This is a genomic window from Pseudooceanicola profundus, from assembly GCF_054919315.1.
Genome location: NZ_CM142898.1, coordinates 1894660 through 1915403 on the forward strand (window position 1 = coordinate 1894660; position 20744 = coordinate 1915403).

The window sequence follows — 20744 nt, forward strand, 5'->3', positions numbered from 1 at the left end:
CGCTCACTCCGCGGCGACGGCACTCTGGGCCGCCCGCGCGGCGATCCCATCCGCCACCGCATGGGCCGAGGCGAGCCCGTCCTCGTGGAAGCCGTTGCGCAGCCATGCACCGCAGAACCACGTCCGGTTCGTGCCGTTGAGCTGGCGCAGCGCCTCCTGTGCCTGCAGCGCTTCGAGGTCATAGACCGGGTGGCGCATCGTGGTCTCGTCGTAGATCAGCTCCTCCCGGATCGGGCGGGTGGAGTTGAGGGTGACGAAATGCGGATCGTCCATCGGGATCGGCTGGAGCGAATTCATCCAGTAGGTCAGGTCGATCTCGTCGCCGGGCTTGCCCGCGACCTCGGTGTAGTTCCACGACGACCACGCCCCGCGCCGTTTCGGCATGATCGAGGCATCGGCGTGCAGGACGACGCGGTTGGGCTGGTAGCGGATCGCCCCCAGCAGGCGGCGTTCGTCGGCTCCGGCATCGGCCAGCAGGCGCAGCGTGTCGTCGGAATGGGTCGCCATGACCACCTCGTCGAAGACCTCCCATGCGCCGTTTTCCTGTCGGATCTCGACGCCCAGAACGGTGCGGGTGACGGCGCGGACAGGGGCGCCCGTGCGGATTTCCACGCCGCGATGGCGCAGCGCCTCCTCCAGTCGCCGCACGTATTCGACAGAGCCGCCCTTCACCGTGTACCACTGGTGCTGACCGGTGTGGTGCAGCAGGGCGTGGTTCTCGAAGAACTGGATCATGGCGCGGGCCGGGAAGTCGAGGATCTTCTCCTTCGGCGTGGACCAGATCGCGCCGGAGAGCGGCAGCAGGTAATAGTCCCGGAACCACGTGCCCATGCGCATCTTGCGCAGGAAGTCGCGGATCGAGAGGTGATCCTCCTGCGCCATCTCCAGCGCGGTCGCGTTGAACCGCATGACATCGCGCAGCATGGTCAGGAAGCGCGGATCGAACATGTTCTTCTTCTGGGTGAAGACGGCGGGGAGGTCCTTCAGCCCGTATTCCAGCCGCCCGCCCTTCAGGGAGGCACCGAAGCTCATGGAGCTTTCACAGATCGGCACGTCGAGGTCCTCGAAGAGGTCCACCAGATACGGGTAGTTCGCCTTGTTGAAGACGATGAAGCCGGTGTCCACGGGCTGATCGCCGCGCTTGCCCGCCATCAGCGTGCGGGCGTGCCCGCCAAGGCGCGGCGCGGCTTCGATCAGCGTGACATGGTGATGACGCGAGAGCAGATGCGCCGCCCCCATTCCGGAGATACCGGCGCCGATGACGGCAATGCGGCGCGCGGGGCCGGTCGGGGTCTGGGTGTCCATGTCATCCTCATTCAGGTCTTTGATATGTGTACGATGACGGGCCAAAGGTGGATCGAAAGTTTCCCCGCGATGACCGGCCTTTCTGCGCGGGGGCGTATGGGGCCGACAGCGCGGCCCGCGGGCAAGAATTTTACGAAAAATTCTTGTGAAAATTCTTCCTTAAGAATTTTCGGCGCCCCGGGGAGGGGCCCGGGGTCTTCCAAACTACCGGGGCCGCGCAGGAGCAAAAGCCGCGTGGCAGAATCGAAACCGCCATGCTAGATTTGGGGCCATGCTGCGACCTGATCCCAAGATAAGCGAAAATCGCCCCGTCATCCGCCAGCTGGATGAGGCTGCAATCAACCGGATTGCCGCCGGCGAGGTGGTGGAACGACCTGCCTCTGCCGTGAAGGAACTGGTGGAGAACGCGATCGACGCGGGGGCGCGGCGCATCCATGTCACCATCGCGGATGGCGGCAAGACCCTTATCCGTGTCGAGGATGACGGCTGTGGCATTGCGCCCGCCGATCTGCCGCTGGCTCTGGCGCGACATGCGACCTCGAAGATCGACGGCTCGGACTTGCTGGCGATCCATTCCTTCGGCTTCCGGGGCGAGGCGCTGCCCTCGCTCGGCGCCGTCGGGCGGCTGCGCATCACCTCCCGCGCAAGGGGCGAGGACGCGGCAGAGATCACCGTCACCGGCGGCCGCATGGGCGAGGTCCGGCCCGCCGCGCTGAACGGCGGCACCGTGGTCGAGTTGCGCGATCTCTTCTTCGCCACCCCGGCCCGGCTCAAGTTCCTGCGCACCGACCGGGCGGAGTCGCAGGCCGTGACCGATGTGGTCAAGCGCCTCGCCATGGCCGAGCCCTTCGTGGGCTTCACCCTGACCGATACGTCGAACGACAACACCCGCACCGTCTTCCGGGCGGATGCGGAGAACGGCGATCTCTTCGACGCCTTGCACCAGCGGCTGGCCAATATCCTCGGCCGCGAGTTTGCCGAGAATGCGCTGAAGATCGACGCCACCCGCGAGGGGCTGCACATGACCGGCTATGCCGCCCTGCCGACCTATTCGCGCGGCGCGGCGGTGGCGCAGTATCTCTTCGTCAACGGCCGCCCGGTGCGGGACAAGCTCCTGACCGGCGCCCTGCGCGCCGCCTATTTCGACGTGCTCTCGCGCGACCGGCACCCGGCGGCGGCGCTCTTCCTCGAGTGCGATCCGCAACTGGTGGACGTGAACGTGCACCCGGCGAAATCCGAGGTGCGGTTCCGCGATCCGGGTCTTGCGCGCGGCCTCGTCGTCTCCGGCCTGCGCCATGCGCTCGCGGAGGCCGGGCACCGCGCCTCCTCCACCGTGGGCGGGGCGACGCTGGGAGCCTTCCGGCCCGAGCCCACGACAGACCACACGGGCAGTGCGCGGATCTACCAGATGGATCGCCCCTCGCTCGGCGCGCGCGGCGCCAGCTACAGCGGGCAGGCCCCGGCCGACTGGACCCCCGCGCCCCCCTATCCGGGCCACGCCCCGGTGGAGCGCCCGCAGGCCATGGCAGAGGCTTCCGCGCTCTTCGAGACCGGCGCCTCGGCCCGGGTCGAGCCCGTCATCGAGGATGTGCCGCAGACGGATCACCGTCCGCTCACCGCCTATCCCCTCGGCGCGGCGCGGGCGCAGGTGCACGAGAACTACATCATCGCCCAGACCGAGACCGGCATGATCATCGTGGACCAGCACGCCGCCCACGAACGCCTTGTCTACGAGAAGCTCAAGGCCCAGATGGCCGAAAACGGCGTCGCCGCGCAGGCGCTCCTGATCCCCGAGATCGTCGAGCTCTCCTCGGGCGACTGCGCCCGGCTGATGGAGGTGGCCGAGGACCTCGCGCGCTTCGGCCTGACGGTGGAGCCCTTCGGCGGCGATGCCATCGCCGTGCGCGAGACGCCGGCGATCCTCGGGCGGGTCGACTGCAAGGCGATGATCCTCGACATCCTCGACGAGCTGGAGGACCAGGGCGACAGCCAGACCCTTCAGGCGCGGATCGAGGCGATCCTCTCGCGGGTGGCCTGCCATGGCTCGATCCGCTCCGGCCGCCGGATGCAGGCCGAGGAGATGAACGCCCTCCTGCGCGAGATGGAGGCGACGCCCCTGTCGGGCCAGTGCAACCACGGGCGCCCGACCTATGTCGAGCTGAAGCTCTCCGATATCGAACGGCTCTTCGGGCGGTCATGATCCAGATCGCAGGGCAGAGCTATTCCCTCGGCGATCCGCTGGTGATTGCCGTGCTTGTCGGTGGCGTCGCGCTGCTGGCGATCCTCGGGCTGTTGCTGGCCACCGTGCGGGCGGCGGGCCGGTCGGCGCAGGCGGCGGAGCCGCTGATCTGGCAGATGGACCAGCTGGGCCGCGCGGTCGACGGGCTGGGCCGGGGGCAGGAGCAGCTGGCAGGCACCGTCCACGCCGTCTCCAACGCGCAGGCGCAGGGTCAGGCGCAGACCCTTCAGGCGATGGAAAGCCGCCTCGCCGCGGTGACCCAGCAGGTGAACGACCGGCTGCACCAGAACGCGATGCACACCGCCCGCGCCCTGTCCGAGATGCAGCAGAAGATGCACACGCAGCTTCAGGGTGGGTCGGAGAAGACGACGAAGTCGCTGGCCGAGTTGCAGATGCGATTGCAGGCGATCGACAAGGCGCAGGAGAACATCACCAAGCTGTCGGGCGACGTGCTGTCGCTGCAGGACATCCTGTCGAACAAGCAGACCCGCGGCGCCTTCGGGGAAATCCAGCTGAACGACATCGTGTCGAAGGCGCTGCCGTCGGACAGCTACAGCTTCCAGGTGACGCTGTCGAACGGGCGGCGGGCGGATTGCCTGATCCATCTGCCGAACCCGCCGGGGCCGATCGTCATCGACAGCAAGTTCCCGCTGGAGGCCTACGAGGCGCTGCGCCGGGCCGAGACACCGGAGCAGGCCCGCGCCGCGCAGCAGCAGTTCCGCATGGCGGTGCGCACCCATATCCGCGCGATCTCCGAGCGTTATATCCTCGAAGGCGAGACCGCCGAGGGCGCGCTCATGTTCCTGCCCTCCGAGGCGGTCTATGCCGAGCTGCACGCCAATTTCCCCGAGGTGGTGCGCGAGGGGTTCAATGCCCGGGTCTGGACCGTCTCGCCCACGACCTGCATGGCGACGCTGAACACGATGCGCGCGATCCTCAAGGATGCGCGGATGCGGGAACAGGCCGGGGCGATCCGCGCCACGCTGAAGCTGCTGCACCGGGACGTGGAACTGGTGGTGGAGCGGGTCGGCAAGCTGCAGACCCATTTCGGGCAGGCCCGGGCCGACCTCGAAGGCATCGGCACCGCGGCGGAGCGGGCTGGCAAACGGGCGGCGAAGCTCGACAATTTCGACTTCGAGGAACTGGCCCCGGATGACGGGCAGGTCGTGCCGCTGAAACGCCCGGAATGAGCGCGGGCAGCATCGCCCGGTGGCCGACCCGGATATGCAAGAACGCCCGCATCGGCTGATGCGGGCGTCTTGGTATCAGGGGGCAGTGGCGCTTCGTGATCCACCTCCGGCACGGCAACCGTGCCGGGGTGACCCCGTCAGATCTTGAAGAACGGCTGCGCCAGCCGCGGCCGCCACGAATTGAACCGCAGCGGTGCATCGGTGGCGGCAAGGCAGATGCAATCCTCGCCGATGTCCGCGACGGGCGTGTGGTTCAGCTCCTCGTCGGCCACCTCCACGTCGCCGGGGCCGAACCGGTCGTCCTCGTCGGTGAAGGCACCCCGCAGCACCAGCGTCAGCTCCATCCCCCGGTGGCCGTGATCGGGCATCGCCGCGCCGGCGGGAATGTAGAGCAGCCGGGCCGAGGCGCTTTTCGACGTCGGCAGGATCGCCTGTTTCACGCCCATGCCGACGGGTCGCCAGCGGATGTCGTCCACGTCGCCCCCGATGTAATCGCGCACAGGCGCGGGCAGGCTGCCAGCCCTAGAGCGCGGCATCCGCGGCTCAGGGGCCGTGTCGAGCCGTGCGAGCACGGCGTCGAGCGCGCCTGCCTCCATGGCCGAGACACCCGCGACCTCCGCGCCCTGCGCTTCCAGCACGGCGCCGCCCAGCGACTCCAGTGCCTCGAGCCGGGCGCGGCAGTCGTCGCACATCGACACATGTGTCGCGACGACAAGCGAAAACGCCTCGGGCAGGGTGCCCGCGGCATATCCCATCAGCAGGCTCTCGGTCAGGTGATGCTTGATCCCCATCTGGCTACCTCATGACCCCATGGCGTGGCGCAAGCGGTCCAGCGCCAGCCGGATACGCGACTTGATCGTGCCGAGCGGCAGCCCCGTCGCCTCCGCGATCTCGCGGTGGGACAGGTCGCCGAAATAGGCCTGTTCGATCAGTCGCCTCTGTTTCTCGGGCAGCGCCGCCATGGCCCGGCCCAGCTTCTCACTTTCCTGTTGCAGCCCCAGCACGTCGTCAGGCTCGGGATCGGCCTCCGGACCCCATCCGAGGTCCTCCGGCTCCGGCCTGCGCTCCTTGCGGGCGATGTCGATGCGGCGATTCCGGGCGATCGTGAAGATCCAGGTGGCGACGGAGGCCCGCGACGGATCGTACATCGCCGCCTTGCGCCAGACCGTGACAAGCACGTCCTGCGCGCAATCCTCGGCGACCGCAGGTTCGGCGCCCCCCTTGATCAGGAAGGCCTTCACCCGCGGGGCGAAATGGGCAAAGAGCGCGGCAAAGGCCGCCCGGTCCCCATGATCGCGGATCGCCCGCATTTCAGTGACCCAGTCCCGATGGGGCTTGGTCACGCCTGTCTTCGCACCGGTCGTCATGCGCCCATGAAGACCCGCCCGAAGGGCAGGTTGCAAGGGCTCATTCTCTGATCGCGCATCGAGCAACATATCCAGTGTACGGGACGCGGCGCGAAGCGGATCACTCCCGCTTTCATCTTTCCCAAAATACTCATCTGCACCCCCGCACAGCCCGCGCCCCGGCCGAAGGTTGAGCCCCCAAGGCGCGGCTCAGTCGTTGGCGGCCTTGTACCACGCCATGATCAGCTGGCGCTCCTCCGGCTCGATGAAGGAGAGGTTGGCGGGCGGCATCGCGTGGCCAAGCCCGGCCTGAAGGTAGATCGCATGGGCGTTCCGCGCGATCTGGTTCGGGGTCTCAAGCCGCACGCCCTTGGGCGGCCAGAGCAGCCCGTCCCAGGCCGGCTCTGCGGCATGGCACATGGAGCAGCGGCCCATGACGATATCGGTGACCGCGTCGAAATGTTCGGCCTGCGCATAGCGCAGCGCGGCGCCGCTGGCCTCCTCCGGCTCCTCCGCGCGGAACAGCGGCGCGGTGGAGAGCCACATGATGATCACGAAGAGCACCGCCGTCGCCAGCCAGGTCCAGCGCGGATTGCCCTTCCGCGCGTGGATCGTGTTGAAATAATGCCGGATCGTCACGCCCATGAGGAAGACGAGGCTGGCGATGATCCAGTTGTACTGGCTCGCGAAGGCCAGCGGGTAGTGGTTCGACAGCATCATGAAGAGCACGGGCAGCGTTAGGTAGTTGTTATGGGTCGACCGCTGCTTGGCGATCTTGCCGTACTTCGGATCGGGCTTGCGGCCCGCCTTCAGGTCCTTGACCACGATCTTCTGGTTCGGAATGATGATGAAGAAGACGTTGGCCGACATGATCGTCGCGGTGAAGGCGCCGAGGTGGATCAGCGCCGCCCGCCCCGAGAAGACCGAGGTGTAGAAGTAGCTGAGCCCCACGAGGATCACGTAGAGGAAGACCATCAGCCGGGTGTTGTCGTCGCCGAACTTCGACTTGCAGATCCAGTCATAAGCCAGCCAGCCGCCGGCCAGCGAGACGAGCGAGATCGCGATCGCCTGCCACGGGGCCAGGTCCGCGACACCCGGGTCGATCAGGTAGAACTCCGCGCCCAGGTAGTAGACCAGGAACAGCATCGCGAAGCCCGAGAGCCACGTGGCGTAGCTTTCCCATTTAAACCAGATCAGGTCGCCGGGCATCTGCGCCGGGGCCACGAGGTATTTCTGGATGTGGTAGAAGCCGCCACCGTGGACCTGCCATTCCTCGCCATCCGCGCCGGAGGCAAGGTTGCGGTCCCGGTGCAGCCCGAGGTCGAGGGCGATGAAGTAGAAGGACGACCCGATCCAGGCGATCGCCGTGATCACGTGGACCCAGCGAACCGCGAATTCCAACCAGGCCCCGATGGCCGCCAAATCGTACATGCAACTGTCCCCGCTTCCGGTCTTTTCCTCAGGCTAACCACGGGCGGCCCGTTCCGGCAATCCGCCTGTTATGCGCCTCACGCCGCGGCAGCGTTTCGTAGCGCCCACGGGCGGGGATTCGGGGTGGATTTGGGCAAAGGGGGCCTTGGCATGTGATTACATAGGTCTATCTGAATATGAGCTTCGAAAGGAGGATACGGATGTTCACAAGGCAAAGCCCCTCGCGCGGGCCGGGATCGCCCCGGGTGGTCGGGTTCTACGACAAGCCGAGCGGTTCGGCGCAATACGTCGCGATCGACGACGGCACGAAGACCTGCGTGCTGATCGACGTGGTGCAGGATTTCGACACGCGGTCTGCCGGCACCGGCTTCACCGCGGCGCAGGAGATCCTCGACTTCGTGCGGGCCGAGGGGCTGGAGGTCGCCTATGTGCTGGACACCCACCCCCACGCGGATCACCTCATGGCCTCGGCCTGGCTGAAGGCGCAGACCGGCGCGCCGAACGGAATCGGCGCCAAGGTGGCCGAGATCGCCGAGCTCTGGCGCGGCATCTACCACCTTCCGGAGGCCTTCGACGTGGCGTGCGACTTCGATCACCTGCTGGAGGATGGCGCGACGCTGACCTTCGGCGGGCTGGAGATCCGGGTGATGCTGTCGCCCGGGCATACGCTGGGGTCGGTCACCTACGTGATCGGGGATGCGGCTTTTGTCCATGACACGCTGATGCAGGCCGATGTGGGCTCGTCCCGCGCGGATTTCCCCGGGGGCTCTGCCGCGATGCTCTGGGACTCGATTCAGGCGATTCTCTCCCTGCCGGAGGAGACGCGGCTGTTCATCGGCCACGATTATCCCCCCGTCGGTAACCGCGAGGACCCGGCGTGGGAAGCGACGGTGGCGGAGCACAGGGCGCAGAACCCCCATATCGCCGGCAAGAGCCGCGAGGACTTCATCGCCCTGCGGGAGGAGCGCGACGCGACGCTGCCGCTGCCCGACCGGATGCTCTACGCGCTGCAGGTGAACCTGCGCGCCGGCCGGCTGCCGCCGCCCGAGGCGGACGGACGCAGCTACTTCAAGATACCGGCCAACCGGTTCTGAGACCGACATTCAAGAACGGAGACGACATGAAGACGGAAGAGATCAACGGCGCGACGGTCGAAACCTGGGACGTGGCCGAGGTGGCCGCGGCCCTGAAAGCCAACGAGATCGTGCTGATCGACGTGCGCACGCCGCAGGAATACATGTTCGAGCATATCGAGGGCGCGCTGCTGATGCCGATGGCCTTCTTCGACGCGACGAAGTTGCCGGGGCAGGGCGAGAAACGGATCGTGCTGCACTGCGGCTCGGGCGTGCGGTCCGGCAAGATGGCGCAGGCGGCGCTCGCGGCGGGCTTCGACCGGATCGCCCATATGGGCGGCGGCTTCGGGGCGTGGAAGGAGGCAGGTCAGCCCTACATGGGGACTGACATGGCGACAGGGGCGCCGAAACGCGTCCCGGCAAGCTGAGGGTCTGACGAGCCGGGCAGGGGCGCGGCTGCCGCGCCCTTGCCAATCCCTTGCCAATCGCGCGACCTCGATAGCGCGCGCCCAAGAATTTTCGAAAATTCTTGGTAAAATTCTTCGAAGAATTTTACCCCCGTCTTGTCTGGCGTCTTGTCTGGCGTAATGGCAGCCGGTCCGCGGGGCATCCCGGAAAATTCGAATTTTCCGGTCCGGAATTTTTGAAAATTCCGGGGGAGTGACTGTCCGTCTGCGCGGCTCCCGCGCCGGAGCGCGGGGGGCAGGCGCGGGCGTGAGTATTTCCGGAAAGATGAAGCGGGCGGGCACGAAAAAGCCCGGGCGCGAACGCCCGGGCAGGTCTTACTCTAGGCTGTAGCGGAAGGAGAAGCTCAGCCTTTCGAGAACTCGGGGTAGGCTTCCATGCCCAGTTCCGCCATGTCGAGGCCGGTGACTTCGTCTTCTTCCGAGACGCGCAGGCCCATGATCATGTTCAGGATGAACCAGACCACGCCCGAGGCGACGACGGTGAAGATGCCCACCACGACGATCGAGTAGAGCTGGGTGCCCAGCGAGGCGTCGGGGTTGGTGAAGACCACCGCGATGGTGCCCCAGATGCCGCAGACGAGGTGGACCGGGATCGCGCCGACGACATCGTCGATCTTCATCTTGTCGAGCAGCGGAACGGTCAGGACCACGATGATGCCGCCGATCATGCCGATGATGGTGGCCGAACCCAGGGTCGGGGTCAGCGGTTCGGCGGTGATCGAGACCAGGCCGGCCAGGGCGCCGTTCAGCACCATGGTGAGGTCGGGCTTCTTGTACATCAGCTGGGTCAGGACCAGGGCGGCGATGGCGCCACCGGCAGCTGCGGTGTTGGTGTTGGCGAAGATGCGCGACACGTCGGCGACGTCACCCACGGTGCCCATGGCCAGCTGCGAGCCGCCGTTGAAGCCGAACCAGCCGAGCCACAGGATGAACGTCCCCAGCGTGGTGAGGGTCAGGTTCGAACCGGGCATCGGAACGGTGCGGCCGTCCTTGAACTTGCCGATACGCGGGCCGAGGATCAGGGCACCGGTCAGAGCGGCCCAGCCACCCACGGAGTGCACGACGGTCGAGCCGGCGAAGTCGAGGAAGCCTGCTTCGTCGAGGAAGCCGCCGCCCCATTTCCACGAGGCCTGCAGCGGGTAGATGACCGCGGTCAGGACGATCGTGAAGATCAGGAAGGGCCACAGCTTGATGCGCTCGGCCAGCGTACCGGAGACGATCGACGCGGTGGTGGCGCAGAACATCAGCTGGAAGAAGAAGTCCGAGCCGGTGGAGGCATAGGAGTAATCGTCCGCGGCATCGGCGGTCACGCCGACAGCTTCGAGGACGCCGGGGCCCCAGACGCCGGACAGCACGCCGTCAATGGACCAGGTGCCGAGCGGGTACATCAGGTTGTAGCCGATCAGGTAGTAGAAGATCGCGGCCAGGGAGAAGAGCGCGACGTTCTTCATCAGCTGCATGGTGACGTTCTTGGAGCGCACGAGGCCGGCTTCGAGCATGGCGAAGCCCGCAGCCATCCAGAACACGAGGAAGCCGCCGACGAGGAACAGCAGCGAGTTGAGGATGAAGACGGTATCGGTCGAGGCGTTCACCCCGGCCACCGGGCCCTCTTCCTGGGCGAGGCCGAGGCTCGGCGCTGCGATCAGCGCGGCCGCCAGGCCAAGTTTGGTCCACGATTTCATTTGCATTTCCTTATTCCCCTGTCCCGCGGTTCAGAGCGCGTCTGCGTTGGTTTCGCCGGTCCGGACGCGGACCGCCTGTTGGATATCCAGCACGAAGATCTTGCCGTCGCCGATTTTCCCGGTCTTGGCCGTGTTGGTGATGGTCTCGACGACCTGATCCGCCATTGCCGCGCTGACCGCGATCTCGAGCTTGATCTTGGGAACGAAGTTCACCGCGTATTCCGCACCACGGTAGATTTCCGTGTGGCCGGACTGCGAGCCGAACCCCTTGATTTCCGTAACCATCATGCCGCGGACGCCGATCTCGGTCAGCGCCTCGCGGACCTCCTCCAGCTTGAACGGCTTGATTGTCGCAATGATCAGTTTCACTGTGATCCCCTTCCTTCTCGCGGGCGCTCTCCCGCGCCTGATTGCAGGGGTCACTAAGCCGGGTGCCAGCGGATTCAGGAAGTTTGAGGTGGGTGTTTGGCAGGCATTTTCGCGGCCCTGTGCGTGATTTCTGTGCAGATTTGATATTGTGATCAAAAAATGTGCAAATCAAAAACACTTCATTTTCTGCGGTGCGGCTCTACATTTCCTGTCCGGGCCTGTAGTGTATGGCGCAAACCCAATAAGAGGCCGGGCAGTCAGGCATGAGTGAATCAGGAAAACGCAAGCCACTTGTGGCGGATCGGCGCTATGGTGCCTCCGGTGCAGGGCGTGGATCGAAGCCGCCGAAGGGGCCCGCGCCCCGCAAGGGTGGCGGCGGTTCCGGAGGCGGCTCTGGCGGATCGGGCGGGGGCAGGAAGCCCACGCCGCGCAAGCCCGCGCCCAAGCGCAAGTCGCCCGCCCGCAAACGCAATCCCATCGTCGCGGCGGTGACCGGCCTCTTCGGCTGGGTGCTCCGCATCATCTGGGCGCTGACCTGGCGCCTGACGGCGGTGGTCGTTCTGATCATCGGCGGTTCGGCGCTTTATATCTCCCTCACGCTGCCGCCGGTGGACGAGATGCTGGACGGGCGCGCCCGCGGGTCCGTCACCATGCTGGACGACGAGGGGCAGGTCTTTGCCTGGCGCGGCGATCAGTTCGGCGGCGTCGTGACGGCGGAAGAGGTTTCGCCGCACCTGCGAAATGCCATTGTCGCGACCGAGGACAAGCGGTTCTACAAGCACTGGGGCGTTTCGCCCCGCGGCATCGCGAGCGCGATCAAGATCAACCTCAGCGAGGGCCGCGGCCCGCTGCAGGGCCACGGTGGCTCGACCATCACGCAGCAGACGGCCAAGCTGCTCTGCCTCGGCCAGCCCTATGACCCCGAGATCTGGGCCAACGAGACCGCCTACGAGGCGGACTGCCGCGAGACGACCCTGTGGCGCAAGGCCAAGGAGGCCGTCTACTCGCTCGGCATGGAGATGCGCTACTCCAAGGAAGAGATCCTCACGATCTACATGAACCGGGTCTACCTCGGTGAAGGCGCACAGGGCTTCGAGGCCGCGAGCCAGCGGTACTTCGGCAAGTCCGCTGCCAACGTGACCCCGGCAGAGGCCGCGATGCTGGCGGGCCTGCTGGTGGCGCCCACGCGCTATGCCCCGACCAACAACCTCGAACGCTCGCGCAACCGCGCGGCGGTGATCGTGCGGCTGATGGAGGATCAGGGCTATCTCTCGGCCTCTGCCGCGGACAATGCCGTGGCGCATCCGGCGGAGCTGAGCAAGGCCGCCGAACGGCAGGCCGGCGGCTACTTCGCGGACTGGGTGATGTCCTCGGGGCCCGAGTTCCTGACCCGCAAGACGACCGAGGACGTGGTGATCCAGACCACCCTCGATCAGCGGATCCAGAAGGCCGCCGAAGACGCCATGAAGTACATCTTCGACGAGAAGGTGAAGGAAGGCTCCAAGGCGCAGGCCGCGATTGTCGTGATGAGCGCCGATGGCGCCGTGCGGGCCATGGTCGGCGGGCGCGACACCAAGGTGAAGGGCGTCTTCAACCGGGCGACGCAGGCGCTGCGCCAGACCGGTTCGTCGTTCAAGCCCTTCGTCTATGCCACCGCGCTTGAGATGGGGTTCAACTACAACGACACGGTTCAGGATGAGCCCCTGACGATCAACATCCCCGGCTCCGGCCCGTGGAGCCCGGACAACTACGATCACAAGTTCCGCGGCACCGTCACGCTGGAAGAGGCGCTGAAGAAGTCGCTGAACATTCCGGCGGTGCGGGTGGCCGAGGCCGTGGGCCTCGACAAGGTGCGCCGGGTGGCCTCTGACTTCGGCATCCAGAGCGATCTGGCCGCCGGTCCGGCGCTCGCCCTTGGCGCATCGGAATCGACCCTAATCGAGATGACCGGTGCCTATGCGGGCATCCTGAACGGCGGCTCCGCGGTGACGCCCTATGGCCTCAAGGAGTTGCGCCGCCAGTCGGATGACACGCCGCTGATGGTCACCGAGGGCGGCATCGGCGAGCGGGTGATCCGCGAACCCGCCGCGCGCGAGCTGATCTACATGATGAACCAGGTGGTGAAGAGCGGCACCGGCGGTCGCGCGGCGCTGGACGACCGCGAGGTCGCAGGCAAGACCGGGACCACCAGCTCGACCCGCGACGCGTGGTTCATCGGCTTCTCCGCCGACTACGTGGCCGGGGTCTGGATGGGCTACGACGACAACACGCCGCTCTCCGGCGTGACCGGCTCGGGCCTGCCGGCCGAGATCTGGCACGAGACCATGGCCCGCGTGCACGAGGGCCTGCCGGTCCACGAGCTGCCGATGCTGCGCCCGCAGCCCGAACAGGCCCGCGACATCGAGGGTCGTCCGAGCGCCTCCACCGGCGGCGGTTCGTCGGGTGGCGGTGGTGGCGGGGGCAATCCGCTGGGCCAGGTCGAGAACGCCATCGAGCGTGTGCTGAAGGGCATCCTGGGCCTGCGCTAAGGGGCCTGCGAGCCGAGACTTGAAAGGGGCGTCCTCGGGGCGCCCCTTTTTCATGTGCCGGCCTCAGCCGTCCAGCCAGCCATCCACGCTCTTGACCGGCGGGCGCTCCGGGCGATCGGCCGGCGTGATCGGGCGGCGCCGTCTTGACCCGTCGCCCAATCGACCGATTTATTCAGATGAGACGGGTCTGGAGGGGTATCTTCATGCAGGGAATTCATCATTGAAGCGGGATGAACTGGGGGACCTCATGGCCTTTCTGGCGGTCTGCGAGGAGCGCAGCTTCACCCGTGCAGCGGCCCGTCTGGGCACCTCGCAGAGCTCTCTCAGCCACACGGTGAAGCGGCTGGAGGCGCGGCTCGACCTGCGGCTGCTGACGCGGACCACGCGCAACGTCTCGCCCACGCTGGCGGGGGAGCAGCTGGCCGAGACCCTGCGCCCGGCCTTCGATGATATCGAGGCGCGGCTCTCCAGCCTGAACGAGATGCGCGCGCGGCCCGCGGGCCTCGTCCGGATCACCACCTCGCGCCATGCGGCGACCGAGATCCTCTGGCCCCGGCTGAGCCCGGTGCTGGCCGAACATCCGGACGTGCAGCTGGAGGTCAACGTCGAGCAGCGCCTGGTGGACATCGTCGAGGAGCGCTTCGACGCCGGTGTCCGGCTGGGCGAGAGCGTCGAGAAGGACATGATCGCGGTGCGGATCGGCCCCGACCTGCGGATGCTGACCGTGGGCGCGCCGGCCTATTTCGCCGCCCATGGCCGCCCCGAGACGCCCCACGACCTGACCGCGCACAATTGCATCAACCTGCGCCTGCCGACCCTTGGCGGGCTCTACCCGTGGGAATACGAGCAGGACGGCAAGCCGCTGAACGTCCGGGTCGACGGCCAGCTGACAAGCAACGACGTGGATGTGATCGTGCAGGCCTGCGTCGACGGGCGCGGGCTCTGCTGCATGCCGGATTACCACCTGAACGGGCTGATTGCGGCTGGCCGGCTGGAGGTGGTGCTGGAGGAGTGGTCTCCGCCCTTCCCGGGCTATCACCTGTACTACCCCTCGCGCCGTCAGGCGACGCCCGCCTTCGCGCTGATCCTCGACGCGCTCAGGTATCGCAACCGGTGACAGTACCGCTGCAGCCGGTCCCTCTGTGGGGCCGTCTGCATGGCCGGTGGGATCACCGCGCGGGGGTGGGCGGATCGCAGCGGGGCAGGATGTACAGGGGCGAGGACAGGCGCGGCGCGGGGGCGAAGAGGACAAGACCCAAGGCTCGGGTCGGTGTCTGTATCTTGCGATGTCCAAAGGGGTGGGAAGCGTCACAAAGTTCTGCCTCTGCGTGCCAAAATTTCCTTTTGAATTCAGTGCCCCGAAATCTCGATGCTGAACTGAAGCTGCCTTTTTCGTCAAATAAGGTTGCCTCTGGGACGACATAAAAAAAGCCGATGCAGTGGTCGGCTTTCTCAAGGGTTATCGTGTCAGAAGGTCTTGGGGATGGAATGCACAGGTTTCGGCCCCATCAGGCAGCAAATTCCACCATCATTCCTGACCTCATCTATCCTTCACATCGCGGCGGCGGAAGATGATCCGGTTTTCGCCGTTGAAGATGAGTGGTTCAACGCCATTCTTGTAGAGCTCGCGGCAGAGGTTGGCGGGATCGCGTCGCAACTCGCGGGCAAGATCGGTAGCAGAGATGTAGTGCTCGCCGAACATTGTGACGGAGGCCTCATCGACCACCCGCCAGCGTTCTGAGGACTTTTGGCTCTTTGGAGCAGCGGTCAAGTAGCCCGCGTTCATTAGGTTGCGGATTGTTGCGGTGTCGACACCGAGCTTACCGGCAGCCTCGGACATGCTGATCGCACCAGCTGAGTTCTGGCCTATGGCCGTTTTTACCCGCTCTACAGATATCAGGAAATCGTTGAACCTTGCGTCCGCACCCGCCACGCAACGTAGCGGAATATCATGTTCGAAAATCAGGTGCAGGAGTTCGAGGGTCGAACATTGGCACGCGGGCGTGGCCGCAATGAGAGAAACCTCATCATTGGTCGGTTCCAAATCAGGGCGTGTCTGGCGGTATAAGCGACCGATAAAGGCGTCGAGATCTTCCCTTCGGAAATACGGCGCGTTTCGGGCCATTTCTCCGGCCTTCTTGACGAGCCCTACCACGACGAAAATGCGCAGCAGGTGGATGTCCACCCCGAGATAGTCTGCAGCGTCGAACCCGCGGAGCAGCCCATTTGTTTCATCGGCGAGTTCCTGCAGCGTCTCCCGTGAGGGATAGCGACGATAGGTGATGGCACCGGATTTTCCCGTTCTCGAGATGTCGCCACGCTCCAAGAGCTTATGGCGCAGCATCCGTTCGTCGATCCCGTAGGCCTTTGCGCCTTTTCGAAGGGAATACACCTGTTGCCTGTCGCACCGTATCCGCAGGATGGTGCTACCGACGAGCACGGGATAGGTCCGCAGAATATAGTCGAAAACAATCCGGCGGATGTGATTGAAGGCAGCATCATCCTCACGCTGGGACAGCCAGGTCAGGAAAGAACCGGCAATCGCACCGTAGGTGTGACAGCCAGGGCCTGCCTCCATGCGAAGCTCTTCAAGCGCTGCGACCATTTGATCAGGCCCGTTGCGCAGGATGTCGTATCCTGCTGCACCGGCCTCAAGCCATTGTCGTTCGGTCGTTTCCGCTCGGGTGGCCTTGGGGCCTTGCGTCAGCAAAAGGCCAAAATTCTCGCAAAGCTGTGCTGCGACATGGAACTCCAGCGTGTCGAGCCAACAGCCTGCGGGCGTGCCATCTAATCGGCCAAGGAGGTAGCGTTCCAGAGATCGCGCCTCTTCGGCAACGATCTGGATGTCGTCTATGTCCATGTTGTCGACCATCCGCGCGAAATCATAGCTGTGCTTGTGATGCGAGGGAGGCGGGACCTCGATCAACATGCAAGAATGCCGGGCGCAGGTCCGGATTGAAGTGAGCTGCCATGCCCCGAGATGAAACGGGCCATGGGCACCCTGCTCTGAAAGAGCTTCAGCGGCACATCTCGGGCATCCTCTGATCGTGCTTCGGCTGTAGGCCGTGAACCTCGGCGCCTCTGCCCCTAGCTGATAATTCGTCTTCGACGGGGCGTGGGGTGTCCAAGTGCGGAGTTTGGTGGGAGCACACCCTGCGAGTGCGGCTACCCGCTCAATCTCCACCGGGTCGCCGACCTTCAGGGCGCGATAGGAAATGCTCATGTCGGCGCAGAAAGACTGAAGGCTGGCAGTCCCGTTCTTCCGCGCGATGCGGGACGCAAGCGACGTCGCGCTTTCACCGGGTACCGGGGTGACGGTGAGGGGAAGCGGCTTGAGGGGTGACAACATCATGTGCGGTTCTCCCGAGAAAACACCTGGCGGGCGTCGATGCGCATGAAGTCCGGCACGACAAACGGGTTGAACTCGGCATCGCAGGAGGTCCGCCGATGGTAGGCCCTGATGAAATTGCGCTGGTTCAGCGTCTTCTGGCCTTGCAAGTAGGCATCCTCGATGGCGTCGAGGATCAGGACAATGGCGATGCCGAACTGGTTTGCCGCAGCATGGACCACGCGTTCGCCGTGGGATAATTCCAGAATGTCATCCTCTGGTTCGAGCTGCGCCAGTTCGCAGTAGTTCTCGAGCAGGTCGAGAATATCATCACCATATGCAGCAGCGGATAGGCTCTCGAACCGAACGGTCCGCATGCGCCGAGCGAGCTGATGGTCGTGGTTGAGGATGTCTTCCAGCTCGTTGGTGCCCGACAGAATGATCCCAACGGGCCATTCCGGGTCCGTCATCAGAGTCTTCAGCATGGATGTCACTGAATCCAGCTCGTGCTTTGTGCCCCGCGACGCCAGGTCCTGCGCCTCGTCGAGATGCACGAACAGGACACGCCGCTCCTTGAGGTGATGTTGGACCAAGTCCCAGATGTACCAAGCATGGCGATCGGCACCGATAGGGTAGCCTAGCGCCCGAAGGAGCATCTGTCCGACGAATTTCAGAGTTGCGGGTGATGGCACCCGCAAGCTGATGATGGTTGAATCTCCGTAACCTCGATCGGCCAGTCTCTGGCTTTGCTGGGAACGAAGATGGTTGATTGCCGCGCTTTTTCCGGCCCCGGAATGCCCGGACAGGGCAAGCCCTTGTGCCTCGTTGATACGGCCGGTTTGCATATCTACGAGCCTTTTCTCGGCGAGGATGGAGAACCCTTCTGCCAGTGGAACGAAGCGCTCGTGATCGACGAAGTACCCCTTCAGTTCAGCGATCCGCTGGGCTGCTTGGATGATCAGATCATTTTCCATCGTTGAACCCCCAGCGTCTGCGGTTCTTGCGTCTCGTTCGACGCTCGGATACCGGCCCGTCATCGTCGCTGCCCGGCTTCCGAGATGTGCCCTTTGGCGGAGTAATGGCGATCGCGTCTCTGAGCAGGTCGTTGCTCGGCGGCATGTATCCCAACCGCTGCTCATCAGAGCGGAGCGGATAGTGCAGCGCCGCATCAGCGCGGGCGACTTCCACGTCGGTCACATGGAAAGGTGTCAGGGCGCGCAGCGCGAATGCGCGGCGGTTCGCGTCTGATATCCGCGCGATAGCCCGCTGGACCTTGGGCGCGTCCAACTTCGCAGCACGCGCATGTGCGTGACGAACGGCCCGAACGCCTTCACGCAGCTCGTCGAAGCTCACGCCCTCGAAGCCGGGTTGATTGGCGAGCGCCGGATACCAAGTTGCTCCGACCTTGACGGCGATCCACCCGATGTCTTGCAGATCGACCCTGATTTCCACCTCCCGTATGGGGGAGTGTAGATAGGCCTCCCGCAGCGCCTCGCAGCTATAGCTAAGCCCCGAGAACAGCACGCCCTCGTCATTGAGCTTCCGGGGCATCGGCCTACCGAATGCCTTCCTGAGGGTTAGGCCATCCGGAACTGGAGGCGTCCCGTGTTCTGCCACCAGCCGCTTCCAAGCTGCATTCGGGGTCTCCCCTTTCAACGAGCCGTGTGGCTGGTTGTGATAGATATCAACGATATAGGTCAGCAGGACCTTGATCAGGTCGTCATCACACAGACAGGCGAGCATTTCTGAAGGGTAGTCGCCGCGATCAACAGTGTCGAAGAAGGTCCGGCCTGCCAGCAGCGGCATGAGCTGATGCCCGAGAGTGCGGAAGAAGGACTCGATGTGCCCCCGCATCCAAGGGATGCCAGCGGGCGGCAAGTGCGACGTGACCCCAAGAGACGCTACCGTTGCTTGGAAGGCATCCGAGACGAAGGCAGGCCCCATGTCGGTCACGAGGGTTCCGAACCCGCCATGATGATGCCATGTGCTCTCGCATTCGGCCGCCTGGGCCAGCGGGGTCTTATCCTCGAAAATCTGCCGCAGCGCGCGGATCGCATCATCCGAATTCGGATTGTCGGCCAGTCGCATCGACACGACACATTTCGTGGCGCAGTCGATCGCAAGATACATCCAACGCCGCCCTGTCTCGAATTTCTTCTGCCGATCCGGTGGCAGGTGTTCCCAGATGCCTGTCAGCGTCAGTAACGACATGACGTCGAGCTTGTTTTCGTCCATCTCGACCCGCTCCATGGGGCGTACGACATCGGGACCATTGCTGCTCATGGAAAAATGTCTAGCGGCAGCTGCAGCACCATTCCGCTTGGCGTAGAGGTAGAACGGATCAGCCATGTCTAGGCGACGTCGAATACTTGCGGCCGATGGAACGACCATAATAGGTACCCCGGCGTCGGCACGTTTTCGGTTCTCCTCATCGAAAAGCGCCAGGGTTTGCTTAATAGCTTGGACCTTGGTCGGGCGCTGCGTGTCAGCGTAGATTTCGATGACCTGATTCATCAGAGCTTCAGCTCGCGGGCACCAAATCCGCGTCCGGTTCCCGGAACGATAAGTCTCGGGGATCAGGGCAAGTGGTGAGCAACTCGCAGATTGATAAGCACGCACCCATTGAAACGCAGTTCGGCTACCCGGAAGGTTGCGTACGGTGACGTCTTTGCCTGGTCGAGCCTTCTTGGCTGCTGCGGCGCCTTCGCCGACAAGCCGCTGCGTTTCTGCGGCTAGTCGTGGGCGCGCGCTGTCATAGCTGTCTTGGGTGCGCTTGATTTGATCTTTTGCCTCTAAGCTCAGGAAAGCATCGCAGACCGCTTTCCGCCAAATCACCAGTCTGCCGATCTGTTCCGGCAGCTCACTGATCACTTCGACTGGCTTGTTTAGCCGCATCTCCTGCGTAGCTCGGTCGAAGTAGCCAGCAAAATACGTTGTATCCGGTCGTCGCATCATTTCGGCGAGCTCTTGGTGGGAAAAAGCCTCCGTTATTCCCGGCTGACCAACACGCTCGAAGGTGCCTCCGATGTCATTGATCTCAACGGGACGCATGGCGACCCCTGCCGTGGTGATCATGTCAGAGGTTGAGAAGCGAAAACGCAAGGTCATGCCGCCACCTCCGTCAGAGAAAAGCGCGACCAAGCGAGCGTCCGGGCCGCTTCAGCGGCAGCCTCTCGGTCAATGTGCTGGTCCGTGACGAGCAACACGCGATCCGCGAACGATTTGGTTACCGCCGCCGAGACCGCTTCGAGCTGGGATGCAAAGTTCAGCTTCAGCACACGCTGCATGGGTTTGATGGCTACAGCAATGCGCTCCCCGTCCGTTTTCGTGACCAAGAAATCGAAGACATGTCGCGCGTGGCGGCCGTCAGTGCCAACATAGGATATGGCCGGGGGCTGATCTCGGATGTGGTGCACGTCGTCGCGCACCAACATCAGGCAGAGAAAGGCGTATTCGAGCGCGCTCTCGAAGTAGATGATACGAGGGCGCTCGAAACCGGGCAGTAGCGCAACCATGGAGCCGCGAAGGCTTTCTTTGGCGCGGCGCGCAGGAAATCGGGTCGCGTGGCTCGGCTCCGGCCCGCGGTAGAACAAGGTGTTGTACATGATGTTTGGAGCGCACCTCACCTGGGCGCTGACCCATGTGGATCGGAGCAGGCGCGGGGCGACATCCCCCTATGTTTGAGATGAGTTTGACTGCCCTGCCGAGAGACGCCTCGGCAGGTTGACTTTTCGTGAGACTCAGGGGATGAATAAGGGGTCGCAACCAACGACACTTATTCAAAAG

The 20744-nt window shown here is 64.6% G+C and carries 16 protein-coding genes; 6 read left to right on the forward strand and 10 right to left on the reverse strand.

From position 1 onward, the window contains the following. Nucleotides 1-3 precede the first annotated feature (3 nt). Nucleotides 4-1305, reverse strand: coding sequence for an NAD(P)/FAD-dependent oxidoreductase (locus tag ACX9MO_RS08675; protein WP_462214237.1), 1302 nt, complete (start codon nt 1303-1305; stop codon nt 4-6). Nucleotides 1306-1576: 271 nt separating this feature from the next. Between ACX9MO_RS08675 and mutL the strand changes: the two genes are divergently transcribed. Next, the gene (gene mutL / locus ACX9MO_RS08680; RefSeq protein ID WP_462214238.1) at nt 1577-3505 is read left to right on the forward strand and encodes a DNA mismatch repair endonuclease MutL; all 1929 of its coding nucleotides are present in this window, start codon (nt 1577-1579) and stop codon (nt 3503-3505) included. Next, nucleotides 3502-4734, forward strand: a complete 1233-nt coding sequence (locus ACX9MO_RS08685) for a DNA recombination protein RmuC (RefSeq protein WP_222490700.1) — start codon at nt 3502-3504, stop codon at nt 4732-4734. The genes mutL and ACX9MO_RS08685 overlap by 4 nt, the downstream gene beginning before the upstream one ends. A gap of 137 nt (nt 4735-4871) precedes the next feature. Here the strand turns inward: ACX9MO_RS08685 and ACX9MO_RS08690 are convergent, their stop codons facing one another. The 3 genes from ACX9MO_RS08690 to ACX9MO_RS08700 form a co-directional block, all read right to left on the reverse strand. Further along, a complete protein-coding gene (locus ACX9MO_RS08690) occupies nt 4872-5525 on the reverse strand; it encodes a ChrR family anti-sigma-E factor (RefSeq protein ID WP_462214239.1) in 654 nt (217 codons plus the stop codon). Between the two features lie 9 nt (nt 5526-5534). After that, nucleotides 5535-6101: a sigma-70 family RNA polymerase sigma factor gene (locus tag ACX9MO_RS08695; RefSeq protein ID WP_222490698.1), complete on the reverse strand. Its 567-nt coding sequence runs from the start codon at nt 6099-6101 to the stop codon at nt 5535-5537. 189 nt (nt 6102-6290) lie between these two features. Then, entirely contained in the window at nt 6291-7511 is a 1221-nt protein-coding gene (locus tag ACX9MO_RS08700; protein WP_462214240.1) for a urate hydroxylase PuuD, read from the reverse strand. A gap of 200 nt (nt 7512-7711) precedes the next feature. Between ACX9MO_RS08700 and ACX9MO_RS08705 the strand changes: the two genes are divergently transcribed. Together ACX9MO_RS08705 and ACX9MO_RS08710 are read left to right on the forward strand one after the other, a co-directional pair. Then, nucleotides 7712-8605, forward strand: coding sequence for an MBL fold metallo-hydrolase (locus ACX9MO_RS08705; RefSeq protein ID WP_462214241.1), 894 nt, complete (start codon nt 7712-7714; stop codon nt 8603-8605). Nucleotides 8606-8631: 26 nt separating this feature from the next. Continuing rightward, nucleotides 8632-9012 carry a rhodanese-like domain-containing protein gene (locus tag ACX9MO_RS08710; RefSeq protein WP_462214242.1) on the forward strand — a complete coding sequence of 127 codons (381 nt, stop codon included), beginning with the start codon at nt 8632-8634 and terminating at the stop codon, nt 9010-9012. Between the two features lie 383 nt (nt 9013-9395). On the opposite strand, the gene ACX9MO_RS08715 is transcribed toward ACX9MO_RS08710, so the two are convergent. Next, the gene (locus ACX9MO_RS08715) at nt 9396-10733 is read right to left on the reverse strand and encodes an ammonium transporter (RefSeq protein ID WP_462214243.1); all 1338 of its coding nucleotides are present in this window, start codon (nt 10731-10733) and stop codon (nt 9396-9398) included. A gap of 30 nt (nt 10734-10763) precedes the next feature. Beyond that, nucleotides 10764-11102, reverse strand: coding sequence for a P-II family nitrogen regulator (locus tag ACX9MO_RS08720; protein ID WP_222490693.1), 339 nt, complete (start codon nt 11100-11102; stop codon nt 10764-10766). Between the two features lie 263 nt (nt 11103-11365). Here ACX9MO_RS08720 and ACX9MO_RS08725 point away from each other — a divergent pair, with 263 nt between their 5' ends. Together ACX9MO_RS08725 and ACX9MO_RS08730 are read left to right on the forward strand one after the other, a co-directional pair. After that, a complete protein-coding gene (locus ACX9MO_RS08725; RefSeq protein ID WP_462214244.1) occupies nt 11366-13630 on the forward strand; it encodes a transglycosylase domain-containing protein in 2265 nt (754 codons plus the stop codon). Between the two features lie 247 nt (nt 13631-13877). Further along, nucleotides 13878-14747, forward strand: a complete 870-nt coding sequence (locus tag ACX9MO_RS08730; RefSeq protein WP_462214245.1) for a LysR family transcriptional regulator — start codon at nt 13878-13880, stop codon at nt 14745-14747. 423 nt (nt 14748-15170) lie between these two features. Here ACX9MO_RS08730 and ACX9MO_RS08735 read toward each other — a convergent pair whose 3' ends face one another. Genes ACX9MO_RS08735 through ACX9MO_RS08750 form a run of 4 tightly spaced genes read right to left on the reverse strand, consistent with a single transcriptional unit; the run spans nt 15171 to nt 20563 of the window. Continuing rightward, nucleotides 15171-16982 carry a TniQ family protein gene (locus tag ACX9MO_RS08735; RefSeq protein ID WP_462214246.1) on the reverse strand — a complete coding sequence of 604 codons (1812 nt, stop codon included), beginning with the start codon at nt 16980-16982 and terminating at the stop codon, nt 15171-15173. Then, a complete protein-coding gene (locus ACX9MO_RS08740) occupies nt 16979-17932 on the reverse strand; it encodes an ATP-binding protein (protein WP_462214247.1) in 954 nt (317 codons plus the stop codon). The genes ACX9MO_RS08735 and ACX9MO_RS08740 overlap by 4 nt, the downstream gene beginning before the upstream one ends. Continuing rightward, entirely contained in the window at nt 17922-20066 is a 2145-nt protein-coding gene (locus ACX9MO_RS08745; RefSeq protein ID WP_462214248.1) for a hypothetical protein, read from the reverse strand. The genes ACX9MO_RS08740 and ACX9MO_RS08745 overlap by 11 nt, the downstream gene beginning before the upstream one ends. Next, nucleotides 20063-20563 (reverse strand): Tn7 transposase TnsA N-terminal domain-containing protein, encoded by a 501-nt coding sequence (locus ACX9MO_RS08750; protein WP_462214249.1) that lies wholly within the window; start codon nt 20561-20563, stop codon nt 20063-20065. The genes ACX9MO_RS08745 and ACX9MO_RS08750 overlap by 4 nt, the downstream gene beginning before the upstream one ends. Nucleotides 20564-20744: the final 181 nt, after the last annotated feature.